General features: G+C 61.2%; 12 protein-coding genes. 9 read left to right on the top strand and 3 right to left on the bottom strand.

All coding sequences use genetic code 11. The features are described from left to right. Window positions 1–3: 3 nt before the first annotated feature. Window positions 4–1,932 (top strand): hybrid sensor histidine kinase/response regulator, encoded by a 1,929-nt coding sequence (locus tag BLO97_RS21625; RefSeq protein WP_092347964.1) that lies wholly within the window; start codon window positions 4–6, stop codon window positions 1,930–1,932. 114 nt (window positions 1,933–2,046) lie between these two features. Here the strand turns inward: BLO97_RS21625 and BLO97_RS21620 are convergent, their stop codons facing one another. Then, window positions 2,047–2,277 carry a hypothetical protein gene (locus BLO97_RS21620; RefSeq protein ID WP_063321299.1) on the bottom strand — a complete coding sequence of 77 codons (231 nt, stop codon included), beginning with the start codon at window positions 2,275–2,277 and terminating at the stop codon, window positions 2,047–2,049. A gap of 153 nt (window positions 2,278–2,430) precedes the next feature. Between BLO97_RS21620 and BLO97_RS21615 the strand changes: the two genes are divergently transcribed. Then, window positions 2,431–2,967 carry a hypothetical protein gene (locus BLO97_RS21615; protein ID WP_092143592.1) on the top strand — a complete coding sequence of 179 codons (537 nt, stop codon included), beginning with the start codon at window positions 2,431–2,433 and terminating at the stop codon, window positions 2,965–2,967. 148 nt (window positions 2,968–3,115) lie between these two features. Here BLO97_RS21615 and BLO97_RS21610 read toward each other — a convergent pair whose 3' ends face one another. Further along, entirely contained in the window at window positions 3,116–4,453 is a 1,338-nt protein-coding gene (locus BLO97_RS21610; RefSeq protein ID WP_092347961.1) for a cation:proton antiporter, read from the bottom strand. 354 nt (window positions 4,454–4,807) lie between these two features. Here BLO97_RS21610 and BLO97_RS21605 point away from each other — a divergent pair, with 354 nt between their 5' ends. The 4 genes from BLO97_RS21605 to ligD are packed head-to-tail and all read left to right on the top strand — an operon-like array spanning window position 4,808 to window position 10,952. Next, on the top strand, window positions 4,808–6,193 hold the full coding sequence (locus tag BLO97_RS21605) for an iron-containing redox enzyme family protein (RefSeq protein ID WP_092348181.1): 1,386 nt from the start codon (window positions 4,808–4,810) through the stop codon (window positions 6,191–6,193). A 10-nt stretch (window positions 6,194–6,203) separates the two neighbouring features. Then, window positions 6,204–7,214 carry a methyltransferase gene (locus BLO97_RS21600; RefSeq protein WP_092347958.1) on the top strand — a complete coding sequence of 337 codons (1,011 nt, stop codon included), beginning with the start codon at window positions 6,204–6,206 and terminating at the stop codon, window positions 7,212–7,214. Next, window positions 7,186–8,349 carry a carboxylate-amine ligase gene (locus BLO97_RS21595; RefSeq protein ID WP_092143583.1) on the top strand — a complete coding sequence of 388 codons (1,164 nt, stop codon included), beginning with the start codon at window positions 7,186–7,188 and terminating at the stop codon, window positions 8,347–8,349. Before BLO97_RS21600 ends, BLO97_RS21595 begins: the two co-directional genes overlap by 29 nt. Further along, a complete protein-coding gene (gene ligD / locus BLO97_RS21590; protein WP_092347955.1) occupies window positions 8,346–10,952 on the top strand; it encodes a DNA ligase D in 2,607 nt (868 codons plus the stop codon). Before BLO97_RS21595 ends, ligD begins: the two co-directional genes overlap by 4 nt. Before the next feature lie 51 nt (window positions 10,953–11,003). Here ligD and BLO97_RS21585 read toward each other — a convergent pair whose 3' ends face one another. Then, window positions 11,004–11,615, bottom strand: coding sequence for a Yip1 family protein (locus tag BLO97_RS21585; protein WP_092347952.1), 612 nt, complete (start codon window positions 11,613–11,615; stop codon window positions 11,004–11,006). Window positions 11,616–11,783: 168 nt separating this feature from the next. Between BLO97_RS21585 and BLO97_RS21580 the strand changes: the two genes are divergently transcribed. From BLO97_RS21580 to BLO97_RS21570, 3 genes are read left to right on the top strand one after another with little or no spacing between them, the layout of a single operon-like run. Further along, window positions 11,784–12,284 (top strand): CinA family protein, encoded by a 501-nt coding sequence (locus tag BLO97_RS21580; protein WP_092224576.1) that lies wholly within the window; start codon window positions 11,784–11,786, stop codon window positions 12,282–12,284. Between the two features lie 11 nt (window positions 12,285–12,295). Further along, complete coding sequence (locus tag BLO97_RS21575; RefSeq protein ID WP_092224574.1) at window positions 12,296–12,814, top strand: hypothetical protein; 519 nt, start codon at window positions 12,296–12,298, stop codon at window positions 12,812–12,814. Window positions 12,815–12,821: 7 nt separating this feature from the next. Then, on the top strand, window positions 12,822–13,265 hold the full coding sequence (locus BLO97_RS21570; protein WP_092347949.1) for a DUF421 domain-containing protein: 444 nt from the start codon (window positions 12,822–12,824) through the stop codon (window positions 13,263–13,265). The last annotated feature ends 384 nt before the right edge of the window (window positions 13,266–13,649 follow it).

The following is a 13,649-nucleotide window of genomic DNA, read 5'->3' as shown; positions in this document are numbered from 1 at the left end:
CAGATGCTTGAGAACGCCCCCAAGTCCCCACTCATGAACGAGGAGCAGCGCTTTCGCCTGCTCATCGACGCGGTGGTCGACTACGCCATCTACATGACCGACCCATCGGGCCTCATCACCAGTTGGAACTCCGGCGCCAGGCGCTTCAAGGGCTACGAGGAATCCGAGATCCTGGGCCAGCATTTCTCCCGTTTCTACACCGATCAGGATCGCGCCGCCGGCCTGCCGCAACGGGCGCTGGACACGGCCGTGCAGGAGGGGCGCTTTGAAGGCGAGGGTTGGCGGGTGCGCAAGGACGGCACGTTGTTCTGGTCCCATGTGGTGATCGATCCGATCATCGACAGCCAGAGCGGCACCTTGCTTGGTTTCGCCAAGATCACCCGCGACCTGACCGATCGTAAAATGGCCGAGGAAACCCTCAAGCAAAGCGAGCAGCAGTTCCGCCTGCTGGTGCAAAGCGTCACCGATTACGCCATCTACATGCTCGACCCGCAAGGCCAGGTCACCAACTGGAACCTGGGGGCGCAGCGGATCAAGGGTTATCTTCCGGCCGAGGCTATCGGCCGGCATTTCTCGATGTTCTACACCCCCGAGGATCGCGATAGCGGCGAACCACAACGGGCGTTGAGCATCGCCGCCAGCGAAGGGCGCTTCGAGAAAAAAGGCTGGCGCATGCGCAAGGATGGCACGCGCTTCATGGCCCACGTGGTCATCGATGCGATCCGCAGCGACACCGGCACGCTGTTGGGATTTGCCAAGATCACCCGTGACATTACCGATGCCACCCAGGCCCAGCAGGCCCTTGAGCAAGCCCGCGAGGCGCTGTTCCAATCCCAGAAACTGCAAGCCATCGGTCAGCTCACCGGCGGTATTGCCCATGATTTCAATAACCTGTTGACGGTCATCCTTGGCAACCTGGAAATCGTACGCAAGCGCATGGCCAACGAACCGAAACTCACTCAATTGCTGGACAACGCGACCCAGGGCGCGCTGCGCGGGGTTTCGCTGACCCAGCGCATGCTGGCGTTTGCCCGCCGGCAAAAACTGACCTACGAATCGGTCGAGCTGGCGGCCCTGGTGCAGGGTATCAGCGGCCTGCTGCAAAGCTCCCTGGGCCCATCGATACACATCCAGACCCGCTTCGCCGAGGCGCTGTCGCCGGTGCTGGCCGATGTCAACCAACTGGAACTGGCGATTCTCAATCTGGCGACCAACGCCCGGGACGCCATGCCCCATGGTGGCAAGCTCATGATTAGCGCCGATGAGCGGCAAGGGTGTGATGCGGCCCACGACAAGCCGATGGCCCCCGGGCGCTACATTTGCCTGGCGATTACCGATGAAAGCGAGGGCATGGATGAAGCCACGCTGGCCTCGGCCGTGGACCCATTTTTCACCACCAAGGGGGTTGGCAAAGGTACGGGCCTGGGGTTGTCCATGGTGCATGGCCTGGCGGAACAGCTCGGGGGGCGTCTGACGCTCAGGAGCGAGAAAGGTGTCGGTACCACCGCGCAGTTGTGGTTGCCGGTGGCAAACAACCCGGCACCGGGCAAAGCGTCGATCCAGGAAACAACGCAGCCAGTCGATGAGTTGAAAGTGCTGGTAGTCGATGATGACAGCCTGGTGCTGACCAGCACGCGCCTGTTGATCGAAGACCTCGGGCACCGGGTCCTTTGCGCGCCATCGGGCGCCCAGGCACTGGAGCTGTATGAGCGCAACCCGGACATCGACCTGGTCATCACCGACATGGCCATGCCGCAGATGGACGGTGCGCAGTTGGCGAAACTGTTGCGTGACCGCCAACCGGACCTGCCCATCATCCTGGCCACCGGTTATGCCGAACGCCTGGAAGGTTTCGCCACCCAATTGCCTCGGTTGATCAAGCCGTTCAAGCAGATTGACCTGGTGCAGATCATTGGGCAGACGATGAAATAGTCAGCCTCCTGTGGCGAGGGAGCTTGCTCCCGCTGGGTCGCGAAGCGGCCCCCATGTGGCGAGCGCTTCGCACTCGAGCGGGAGCAAGCTCCCTCGCCACACAAGAGCAGGCGCTTATTCAGTGTTCTTCTTGAACCCCCGCAAATTCATCGCACACAGGCAAAACTGCAACACGATCAACGCATACGCGTGGGTATGAAGGCCCCAGATCACCCACAGAATATTGCTTGCAATAAAACAACTGAATCCCGCCATCCGGCGTCGCGGTTGGCGTGAGCCGATCAACCAGGCGGCCAGCACCGTGACGAGCATCGCTGGCCATTGCACCCATCCAAGATAGTCCACACAAGCGTCCTCTTGCCCTTACGAACTAGAGACCCTGGCGGTTGGAGAGCGTTTCCCCGGATGTTGGATGCACCTGCGGTCCATTGGCTTGAACTTGCCGTGCGTCAGGTTCTTCTAATGAATCCGAATCATCAGAGAGGCTCGTCCTTCGCAATGCCCAGAATACTCACCGGGCCAACCCCGGAAGAAGAACTGACGGAACACAACGCCACACTGTTCGGTTCACCCAAGGAACGACTGGATTTCTATCGCCGGGAAATCCAGTACGAAACCAGTATCCTGGCCAACCGAACCGATGCTTACCTGGCCGCCCAATCTTTCCTGGTGATCGCCTTTGCTTCGTGCATGGCCAACCTGAACCCGGAGTGGGGCAAGTTGTTCACGTTGATCGTGCCGCCATTTCTGGCCTTGCTGGGATTCTTGAGCTCGCTCAATGCCTGGCCGGGCATTAAGGCGGCCTACGAAATCATCGATCATTGGCATTTCAAACAGAGCGAGTTATTGCGCGCCGAACCCTTGATGGGCCTGGCCTACGACGAGTCGCCGCTGTTCAGCGAGCGGGAGTCGACGCACAAAGGCTACCGCAAGTCGCTGCTGTTCTCGGTGCGTACGCCATGGATCTTTGCCACCTTCTGGGTATTGCTGGGGGTGTATTCGGTCTATATCCAGATGGGCGATCCTGGCGGTTGAGCCGCGCGATCTTGCGGACGAACATCATTGTGGCGAGGGAGCTTGCTCCCGCTGGGCTGCGAAGCGGCCCCAAGCTTTGCGGTTGCTGCGCAACCGAGCGGGAGCAAGCTCCCTCGCCACAACAGCGTTCATTTCCTGCCGCAGTGCCTCACCTCGGCTGCTTGCGGCGCTCATACCATGCCAGGGTCGGTTGGGTCGTGACGCCATGAACCAGAATGCTCAACGCCACCACCGACAGGGTGAGGTTGATGCACAGCTGCGCCACCTCCGGCTGCAGGTCATTGTTCAAGGCGAAAAACAAATAAAACAGGCTGCCGATCCCGCGGATGCCGAACCAACCGATCAGCAGCCGTTGCGGTCCGTCGAGCAATCGCCCCCAGGGTAACGCCAGCACACTCAACGGGCGGATGACGGCAAACAGCAGGGCACCGATCGCCAAGGCGCGCCAGTCCCAATGGTTGGCCAGCACGACCCCAAGCAGGGTGACCAGAAACACTTCCATCGATCGCTCCACCAGGCTGCCGAATGCGAGCATGTCGCTCATCATGACCCCTGCGGCCAATTGACCATCGTCCAGCGACTCGGTATCACCCGCGACGGCCTGTTGGGGATCGACGGTTTCGTGGCCTACCACCGGTTGCACCAGGTGTTCTGCCGGTGGCGCCGCTTCATCGGTGGATTTGACCTCAGCCTGGCGCAGCCCCAGGCCGGCGGCGAACACTGAGAGAAAACCATAGCCCTGGATCCACTCGGCCACGACATAAGCCAGGGCAATCAGTGCCAGGGCCAGGTAGTCGTTGGGCGACAGCGTGCTGTCGGCATTCCGGATGCGCATCGACAAGGTCAGCTTGCCAATGCCGCGGCCCATCCAGTAGCCGACCAGCAAACCGGCCGGCACCGCCCAGAGGACGTTACGCAGCAGCCATTCACCGAGAAAACCGCTGCCGTCTTCACGCAGCATCAACAGGCCGAGGATCACAAAAGGAAATGCCGTCCCGTCGTTCAGTCCCGCTTCGCCCGACAGGCCGAAACGTACCCGGTCGTCATCCCGCGCGTCATTGACCTGCACCAGCGCCGCCAGCACCGGGTCGGTAGGTGCCAACATCGCGCCGATCAGCATCGACACACCCCAACCCAGGCCCAACAGATAATGCAATGCCAGGCACAGGCCGGCGATGCACAGGATCATTACCGGCCCGGCCAGCCCATAGGCGACACGCCAGGTACGGTTCTTGAGGGGCAAACGCAACTTGAGGCCGCTGACGAACAATGAAAACACCACCGCGACCTCCGTGAGGTGTTCCATCCAGACCGCCGAGTCGCTGATGTCCAGCTTCAGCACGTCCAATCCCATCGGCCCGATGGCAACGCCCAGTACCAGGCACATCGCCGAGGTGGTGACCGGCATCCAGCGCAGATAGGAGGAGGTCAAGGCCAGGGTCAGCAACACCGCACCGAGCACCGCTACCCATACCGTGAAAGTCATCGTTGCTCCTTGGATAGCGCTTGGTACAGCCGGCGAGTGAACCCCGTGGCGAGGGAGCTTGCTCCCGCTCGGCTGCGAAGCAGTCGTAAAAACCTTTTGACCGCGCCCCCTTGCATGGGCCGCTTCGCGTCCAGCGGGAGCAAGCTCCCTCGCCCCAACAGCGCCGTTGCCACATTCAACAGCTGGGGTGGTTCTCAGTATTTGAGGGCTGGAGCGAAACGAGGGTTCCCCTCGTGAATGGACAACCCGTTTATCCGCCTGCCCTTCAACCCAACGGAATTTTTCGTCGTTGCCGGTGCTCTGCAACAGAAGAGACGTGCTGATTCAGCGTCCGCCGAAACCCAAGAGGCCCTTATGACTGCGCTGACACCCCTCCAATCCCCGCCGGGAACCGTGCACCCTGTGACGCCTGACGGGCACGTGCGCCAATACTATGAACGACTGTTCCAGGGCCCCGACGACGCTGACAAGCAAGCCGTCGCCCAGGCGTTCCTCCAGGAATGCATCGCAAAGGCCGCGACGCTTCCCCAGGAGATGCCCGATGACCCCATGGCGCTGCTGGCCTGGGTCGAGCAGCACAGCGCCGGTGTGGCCCGGCAATACGCTGACTACCTGGAGCGGCGCAAAAATGGCGGCGCGCGGGAGTTCTTCAGCAGCAAGGCCCACGCCTTGTACTTCCTGCAGGCTGTGGCGCCGACCAAACGGGTGGACGGCGCCTGGCTGTATGGCGTGGTCAAGCACTGGCATGACCACCGTTTCGAAGGGTTGCTGTGCACCTACCTGGAAGAACTGGGGGACGGTCATCCCGCGCAAAACCATGTGGTGCTCTATCGAAAATTGCTCGCCGAACACGATCTGTCGGATGCCCCGGACATCGACGACGACCTTTATCTGCAAGGCGCCGTGCAACTGGCCTTGGGGTACGCCGGCGACGAATACCTGCCAGAAGTCATCGGCTACAACTTGGGCTATGAGCAATTGCCCCTGCATCTGCTGATCAGCGCCTATGAGCTGAGCGAACTGGACATCGATCCGTACTATTTCACCCTTCATGTCACCATCGACAACGCCAGCACCGGCCACGCCCATAAGGCCGTACAAGGGCTGCTGCAGCTGATGCCGATGGAAGCCGACCGGGAAGCCTTCTGGCACCGGGTCACGTTGGGCTATCGCCTCAATGACCTGGGGCAGGGCAGCCGGGACATCATCGGCGCGTTCGACCTGACCCGCGAAGTGCTGGACATGCTTGAACGCAAACGCCCGTTCGGCCAGCACATGCATTCCGATTACTGCAAGTTCGAAGGCAAGACCGTCAACCAGTGGCTTTCGGCGCCAGGCCAGTTGGAAGGATTCTTGGCGGCAATGCAGAACAAAGGCTGGATCAAACGCCATGAAGACCCGCAGAACAGCCGCTTCTGGACGCTGATCAACGGGGCTGGAGCGGCCATGTTCGGGGTATTCAGCCCCTACGAAAAACAGCTGCTGCACGATTGGATAGCCGGTGACTGGCTGGACGAGGGCACAAGATCCGGCGTCCGGCGCGCTCCGGTTGCTGCTTGCGAGCCGACGACGCCGATGGACGATCCCGATGTACAAAGCTTGCTACAGGCACTGAAAGGGCGGACGCCCAACGAGCAGATGCAGGTTCTGATGCCCTGGCTCTGTGCTCGGCGTCATAGCCATCCGGCCGGCCTGTTGGCGACTCGTCGGTTCATCGAACTCAAGTCCGCACTTCGTTAGGGAGCCCTGCATGAATGAAGAACGCCTGTCCGAGCGGGACCTTGCGCTGTTGCAACTGGGCCGGCGCCTGCAAGCCGACGGCTACCGTTTCATTACCCCAACGCCGTTGACCCACGAGCGAGTCAACCAGCGACCCGGCAATGAACGCTCCAAGACCTTGCGGGACGTGTTCGGTTGGTCGCGGCCATTTGCGCCGGGACTGATCAGTGCCGATGAACAGCGGCAACTGCAAGAAGCCCAAGTGCTGGAGGAGCGCGACGGCCTGCTGCGCAGCCGGGTGCGCTGGTCGAGCCTGGATGGCTTGCTGTTCGCTCATTCGCCGTTCCCCACCCAGGCCACCGATGCGGTGTTTTTCGGCCCTGACAGCTACCGTTTCGCCCAACTGATCCATACTCATCTGCAGCAGAACTTCACGGCGGTACATCGCGCCGTGGACATCGGTTGTGGCGCCGGCGTCGGTGCGATCGTGATTGCCCGCGCCCGGCGTGAAGCGCAAGTAATGGCGGTAGACATCAACCCGCAAGCCTTGCGCCTGAGCGCCGTGAACGCCGCGCTGGCCGAGGTGGGCAATGTCGAGGTCGCTCGCAGCGACGTGCTGCAGGACGTGCCAGGCAGCTTCGACCTGATCGTCGCCAACCCGCCGTACATGGCTGATCCATCCGAGCGCGCCTATCGCCATGGCGGCGGCGCCCTGGGCGCCGGGTTGTCGTTGCGTATCGTCGAACAGGCCTTGCCCCGGCTGACACCGGGTGGCTCGCTGGTGCTCTACACCGGCGTGGCGATGGTGGATGGGCGCGACCCGTTCCTGGAAGCGCTGGGTCAATGGCGTGACTCGGCGGATTTCGGCTGGACCTACAAGGAATTGGACCCGGACGTGTTTGGTGAGGAATTGCTGACGCCGGGTTATCAGGATGTGGAACGGATCGCCGTGGTGGCGTTGGTTGTAACCCGCATTGGCGCAGGTATCGGCGGGGTTATCGGAGGGATTATCGATGAACAGGCGCATGAAATTCGGCATTGAAGAGGAGTATTTCATCACCGATCTGCAAACCCGTTGCATGCCAGGCGAGCCACCCGCACAAGCGATCGCAGCTTGCCAGGCCGAGCTGGGCAAGCATTTCGCCCATGAAATGTTCCTGTGCCAGGTCGAGATGGCATCGCCCATCTTTCGCAGCCTGTCAGAGGCGGCCGATTACCTGAGCCAGGTGCGTACGGGCTTGAACCAGCGGTTGGCACCCTATGGCCTGGGTCTGCTCAGCGCCGGTTCACATCCGATGACGACCCAAGTACTGCAGCCGACCGACGAGCTGCATTTCCAGCAACTGTTCGATGATTACCAACGGGTGGCGAGGCGCAGCGTGCTGTCGGGCCTGCATATCCATGTGGAAGTTCCGGCCATTCAGGATCGAGTGCGGGTCATGAATGAGATCCTGCCCTGGTTGCCGATGTTCCTGGCCCTGAGCGCTTCATCACCGTTCTGGAACGGTGGCTACAGTGGCTTCAGCAGCTATCGACAAGTGGCCTGCGATGAATGGCCACGCATGGGCGTGCCGGAGTTTTTCGAAGATGAGTCGGCGTTCGCCAGCTACGTCGACATGCTCATGCGTACCGGGTCCATTCGCCAACCCAGCGATTGCTGGTGGGTGATACGGCCTTCCTCACGTTACCCCACGCTGGAACTGCGCATTTGTGATGCCTGTCCTCGGGTCGACGACGTCCTGTGCCTCGCTTCGCTGTTTCGCCTGATGGTGGCCCATGCCGTGGCGCAGCGCCGGCCTGGCGCCAACTACAGCCAGATGTCCCAGTGGGTCCTCAAGGAAAATCGCTGGCGGGCCAAACGTCATGGGATTCTCGCGGAGTTCATCGTCGAGGGGCAGGAGCAGCCGATGCTGATCGGTGAATGGCTGACCCTGGCCGAGCAAACCTTCGGTGAGACCGCAGCAGAGCTGGGTGTCCAGGACGTATTCGGGCAGGTGCGCCGCATGGTGCAGGAAGGCACCAGCGCCGACCGGCAAATCGTCCTTTTCGAACAGGGGCTGTTGCTGGGCGATTCCGTCGAACAGGCCCTGGGCCGCGTGGTCGATCAACTGCTCGCGGAAACCGTCGGGCTGCCGGTTGCCGATCCGGCGTTGCAACAGGTGGCAGGTGGTCCATGAGCAGCAAGACCCTGGATGACTACAACCGTATGCGTGACTTCGCCGCCACTCCGGAGCCAGCGGCGAAGCGCTCGCGCAAATCGGCGAAGACGGCCCATGCCTTGCAGTTCTGTATTCAAAAACACGACGCCTCGCGGCTGCATTACGATTTTCGGCTGGAACTGGACGGTGCACTCAAGAGCTGGGCGGTGCCCAAAGGCCCCTCCCTGGACCCGAAAGCCAAGCGCCTGGCGGTGCATGTCGAAGACCATCCGCTGGATTACGCCACGTTCGAAGGCAATATCCCCGAGGGCCATTACGGCGCCGGTGACGTGATCGTCTGGGACCGAGGCGTCTGGATTCCCCAGGGCGATCCCCACGAGGCCTATGAAAAAGGCCGGCTCAAGTTCGAGCTGCAAGGGGAAAAGCTCAGCGGCCTGTGGAACCTGGTGCGCACCCACATGCCCGGCAAGCAGGAGCAGTGGTTCCTGATCAAGCACCAGGACCAGGCCGCCCGCCCCGAAAGCGAATACGACGTGGTCCAGGCCGAGCCGGACAGCGTGCTCAGCGATCGCACCCTCGTGCCCAAGCGTCGAGCCAAGGCTGGCGCCAAAGCGGTGAAACAACCGGAAAAAGCCGCGCAGCCGAAATCGCCGAAGCGCACCTCGAAAACCTCCCTCAGCGGTGCGGTCGCCGGGCCGCTGCCAGACACCCTCAAGCCGGAACTGGCGACCCTGGTGGAAAGCGCGCCCGACGGCGAATGGCTCTATGAAATCAAGTTCGACGGTTACCGGGTCATGGCGCGGATCGAAAACGGTGACGTCAGGCTCCTCACCCGCAACGGCCATGACTGGACCCACAAATTGCCAAGACAGGCCGAGGCCTTGGCCGCACTGGGCTTGGAATCGGCCTGGCTCGACGGCGAGATGGTGGTTGCCAACGACCAAGGCGTGCCGGACTTCCAGGCCTTGCAGAATGCCTTCGAGGGCGGCAGCAGCGGCAAGATCGCCTATTACCTGTTCGACATGCCTTACCTCAACGGCATGGATTTGCGCAAAGTGCCGGTGCAAGAGCGCCGGGCCGCCTTGGCGGCCGTGCTGGAGCCCAACGAAAGCCCTTTGCTGCGGTTTTCCGATGCCTTCGAAGAAACCCCAGAAGCGCTGCTCAATAGCGCCTGCCAAATGCAGATGGAGGGGCTGATCGGCAAGCGCGTCGGCAGCACCTATGTGTCCCGGCGCAGCAACGACTGGATCAAGCTCAAGTGCAAGAATCGCCAGGAGTTCGTGGTGGTGGGCTTCAGCGAGCCCAAGGGCGCTCGCAGCGCCTTTGGTGCCTTGCTGCTGGGGCTGCATGATGCCGACAGCGGCCAGTTGCGCTACGCCGGTAAGGTCGGCACCGGGTTCAACGAAACCACCCTCAAAAGCATCTACCAGCAATTGCTGCCCCTGGAGACGAAAAAGGCCGCCGTGGTGAACCCGCCCACCGGCTACGAAGCCAAGGGCGTGCATTGGCTGGAACCGAAGCTGCTGGCCGAAGTGGCCTTTGCCGAAATGACCAAGGACGGCTCGGTGCGCCATGCGGTTTTCCATGGCTTGCGCGACGACAAGCCGGCCAAGGACATTACCCAGGAGCTGGCCAAGCCCGTGAAAAAAAACGCTATGGCAAAAAAAACCAAAGCCAAGGATGAGCCTGGCGCGACACCGGCCAGGACCAAGAGCAAGGCCAAGGCAGCGGCCTTGGACGGCAAGGTCCGCATCACCCATCCGGAGCGGGTCATTGACGCCAGCAGCGGCACCACCAAGCTGCAACTGGCCGAGTACTACGCCAGCGTGGCCGAATTCATCCTGCCGGAACTGGAAGACCGCCCGGTCGCCTTGGTCCGGGCGCCGGATGGCATCGCCGGTGAGCTGTTCTTCCAGAAGAACCCCGAGCGCCTGGCGATTCCCGGTATCACCAGCCTGGACAAGGAACTGACCGGGCAGCCGGTGATGATCATCAACAACGCCGAGGCGCTGATCGGTGCGGTGCAGATGAGCACGGTGGAACTGCACACTTGGAATGCCACGTCTGTCGATCTGGACAAGCCCGACCGCTTCGTCCTCGACCTTGACCCGGACCCGGCGCTGCCCTGGAAAAGCATGGTCGAGGCGACGCAGCTCACCTTGTCGGTGCTCGATGAACTAGGCCTCAAGGCGTTCCTCAAGACCAGCGGCGGCAAGGGAATCCATGTGGTGGTGCCGCTGACGCGCAAACTGGGTTGGGACGAGGTCAAGGGGTTCAGTCATGCGATTGTCAGTCACATGGCCAAGCTGCTGCCAGACCGTTTTTCGGCGGTGTCCGGGCCGAAGAATCGGGTAGGGCGGATTTTCATCGATTACCTGCGCAATGGGTTGGGCGCTACCACCATTTGCGCTTATGCCGCCCGGACTCGGGAAGGGTTGCCGGTGTCGGTGCCGATCTTTCGCGAGGAGGTGGCCGAGCTCAAGGGGGCGAATTTGTGGAACGTGCACAATGTTCATGAGCGTCTGGCGGAGGTTGGGCATGAGCCTTGGGCTGGGCTCAAGCGAACTCGGCAGAGTATTACGGCTGAGATGCGCAGGCGTATCGGTATGAAGAAAGCTTAACCGGATCACCTCAAGCCGCTGTCATCGGCATTGTGCACCCCGAAAACGCATTCAGCCCACCGGGACACGCATATATTCCGGCTGCAGGTAGTTGAACCAGAGCAGGATCATTTCCACCAGGATCGTCACCAGGACCAGCAGGCCGACGCCCCAGACACTTGCCGAATACAGCAGGCCCTGTTCCTTCTTGAGGCCCATGAACTTGGGCAGCCCGACGAACAGCAGGAACGTCGAGTAGGCCGACGCCAGTAAAAGCACTGCCACGGCCAGCCAGCGGCTCGGGTAAAGCCCGAAGATTCCGGCCAGGAAGTACGGCGTTGCGGTATAGGCGGCGAAGCCGATGCATTGGTTGACCGTCGGGCGGACGTCGAAGGTGCGGGACATCCAGCGAATGAACAGGCCCATCAACGTGACGCCGACGACGATGGTCACGTACAGCAGCACGCACAATTGAAGCGCGCTGGCACTGCTGAGTCGTACCGTTTCGTTTTCGGCCAGGCTCCATCCGGTCCAAGTGGTGCCGATGAACAGGCACACCGCGGGGATCAGCGCGAGCAGCAGCAAATGAGCCAGGTAATGGCGTGGATGTGCCTGTTCTTGCTCGCGTATGTCGGCCCAGGCGAATTCGGGCTGCGTGAACAGTTTGACGAAAGGTGCGGACATGACGACCTCCTGATCAGGACGGCCTCTGCATGAGGCCCTTATGGAGTTTGAGGTACAGAAAAAGACTCGGGTTTCATTTATTTGCTGGTCCTGGCCGACGGGGCGATAAAGGGAATGAAACACAACGGTAGAGGTCAACCCATCAGCATCCCCGAAGGACCGTCTGCCATGACTGTTGCCCAAATCCTGGTTGATTATTTGCGCGATCATGACCTGCGCCTGACCACAGCCGAATCCTGCACCGCCGGACAGATCGTCACATTGCTGGCCGAGGTGCCCGGCAGTGGTTCACTGATCGAAAGCGGTTATGTGGTGTACTCCCCTGAGGCCAAGCAGCGCTTGCTCGGTGTCAGCCCGCGCACCATCGAGACCTTCAATCTCACCAGCCGTGAAGTCGCCGAGGAAATGGCCCTCGGCGCCTTGCACGATGCCAATGCCAATGCGGCGGTGGCCACCACCGGTCTGCTCGGGCCAGACGACAAGGACGGAATACCCGCCGGCACCGTCTGCTTTGCCTGGGCGTTCGATGTGGACGGTCAGCGAGCACTGTTCAGCCGTTGCGTGCGCTTCTTCGGCAGTCGCGGTCAGGTGCAATTGTGGGCCGCCGAATACGTGCTGCAACAACTGCCCGGCTTTCACCAGCGCGCCATGGCCGGCGAGCGGCGATAGGAGGGCGGGCCATGAGCGATCCATACGAGCAGGACGACCACCGCAGCCGCCAGTTTCCGGTATGCGAAGACATGGCGTTCCAGCACAAGGTCTGGCGTTTCGAGCGAGTTGGCTGGTACGTGTTGGTGCTGTTGGTGATCCTGGCCTTGCTGGGGCTGTTCTCCCGTGGCCCGCTGAGCAACCGGGAGCTGTACAGCGACGACCGCAGCCTTGGCGTCGAGTATCAGGCCTTCCACCGCAACGGCTCCAGCAACGTCCTGGTCATCCGTCTCAAGGGCCAGCCCAACGCCGTGTTGGAAGTCGAGTTGGGTGGCGATTGGCTGGAAGGTTTCGAGGTGCAAGCGTTGCAACCTGCACCGCTGCGCTCGGCGGGCGCGGGGCAGGGCATGACCCTCTGGGTACAGGCCGATGAACGAGGGCAGGCCAGCCTGCACCTGTCATTGCTCGGCGACGGTTTCGGGACCTATCACAGCCGCATCGCAACCCCTGGCGGTGCCTCGGTGAGTTTCAATCAGTTCATTTTTCCTTAGGTGACCTATGGATTCGGTGCTGCGAGCGGCCGTGATGTACGCGGCGTTGATGGTGTTGTTCAAGATCGCCGGGCGACGTTCGCTGGCAGAAATCACCACCTTTGATTTCGTGTTGTTGATGATCATCGGCGAGGCCACTCAACAGGCGCTGTTGGGGGATGATTTCTCGATGACCAACGCGCTGATGGTGATCGTGACGCTGATTGCCATCGATGTCGGCTTCTCATTGCTCAAACTGCGCTCTCAATGGGTTTCGCGCCTGATCGACGGTGGCCCGACCATCATCGTCGAGGACGGACGAATTCTGCATGGGCGGATGCGTCATGCGCGGTTGGCGGAGGCGGACATCATGGAGGCAGCACGCTCCAGCCAGGGCATCGAGGCCCTGGAACAGATCAAGTTTGCGATCATCGAGCGCAATGGGAAGATTTCGGTGATTGCCAAGGAGTAACCCCGAGTGCTGGCGAACTTCATTGTGGCGAGGGGATTTATCCCCGTTGGGCTGCGATATAGGTAGTCCGTTCCTTGCTCCCCCATACTGATACTCGCTGGAGTCCGGTTGTTGCGAGGAAGGAACATGCACCTGCGAGCTACGAATAGGGCTGCAACGCATCTCGATGATTACTGCTTCACCTTCGAGCCCAGCAGGTGCGCTTGCGCCCTCTAACGAACACTCAGGGAAAGCCGGGCACGGCTCTCTATATCGCCTTCGCTGGACGCAAGCATGCATGTTCCTGCATGTACTTTAGCGTCTGTGGAGGTGTGCAATGCAAACGCTCTTGTCTCAGAAATTCACTGCTTATATCGGAATTGATTGGGCCGATACCAAACATGA

The organism is Pseudomonas sp. NFACC05-1, from assembly GCF_900100135.1.
Lineage (GTDB): Bacteria > Pseudomonadota > Gammaproteobacteria > Pseudomonadales > Pseudomonadaceae > Aquipseudomonas > Aquipseudomonas fluorescens_Q.
The sequence above is the reverse complement of the archived record's forward strand: the minus strand, read 5'-3'. Positions and strand labels throughout refer to the sequence as shown.

Excerpts from the sequence above, each read along its gene's own strand:
- BLO97_RS21625 (WP_092347964.1), top strand. The coding sequence starts at position 4 with ATGCTTGAGAACGCCCCCAAGTCCCCACTCATGAACGAGGAGCAGCGC.
- BLO97_RS21615 (WP_092143592.1), top strand. The coding sequence starts at position 2,431 with ATGCCCAGAATACTCACCGGGCCAACCCCGGAAGAAGAACTGACGGAA.
- BLO97_RS21610 (WP_092347961.1), bottom strand. The coding sequence starts at position 4,453 with ATGACTTTCACGGTATGGGTAGCGGTGCTCGGTGCGGTGTTGCTGACC.
- BLO97_RS21605 (WP_092348181.1), top strand. The coding sequence starts at position 4,808 with ATGACTGCGCTGACACCCCTCCAATCCCCGCCGGGAACCGTGCACCCT.
- BLO97_RS21600 (WP_092347958.1), top strand. The coding sequence starts at position 6,204 with ATGAATGAAGAACGCCTGTCCGAGCGGGACCTTGCGCTGTTGCAACTG.
- BLO97_RS21595 (WP_092143583.1), top strand. The coding sequence starts at position 7,186 with ATGAACAGGCGCATGAAATTCGGCATTGAAGAGGAGTATTTCATCACC.
- ligD (WP_092347955.1), top strand. The coding sequence starts at position 8,346 with ATGAGCAGCAAGACCCTGGATGACTACAACCGTATGCGTGACTTCGCC.
- BLO97_RS21585 (WP_092347952.1), bottom strand. The coding sequence starts at position 11,615 with ATGTCCGCACCTTTCGTCAAACTGTTCACGCAGCCCGAATTCGCCTGG.
- BLO97_RS21580 (WP_092224576.1), top strand. The coding sequence starts at position 11,784 with ATGACTGTTGCCCAAATCCTGGTTGATTATTTGCGCGATCATGACCTG.
- BLO97_RS21575 (WP_092224574.1), top strand. The coding sequence starts at position 12,296 with ATGAGCGATCCATACGAGCAGGACGACCACCGCAGCCGCCAGTTTCCG.
- BLO97_RS21570 (WP_092347949.1), top strand. The coding sequence starts at position 12,822 with ATGGATTCGGTGCTGCGAGCGGCCGTGATGTACGCGGCGTTGATGGTG.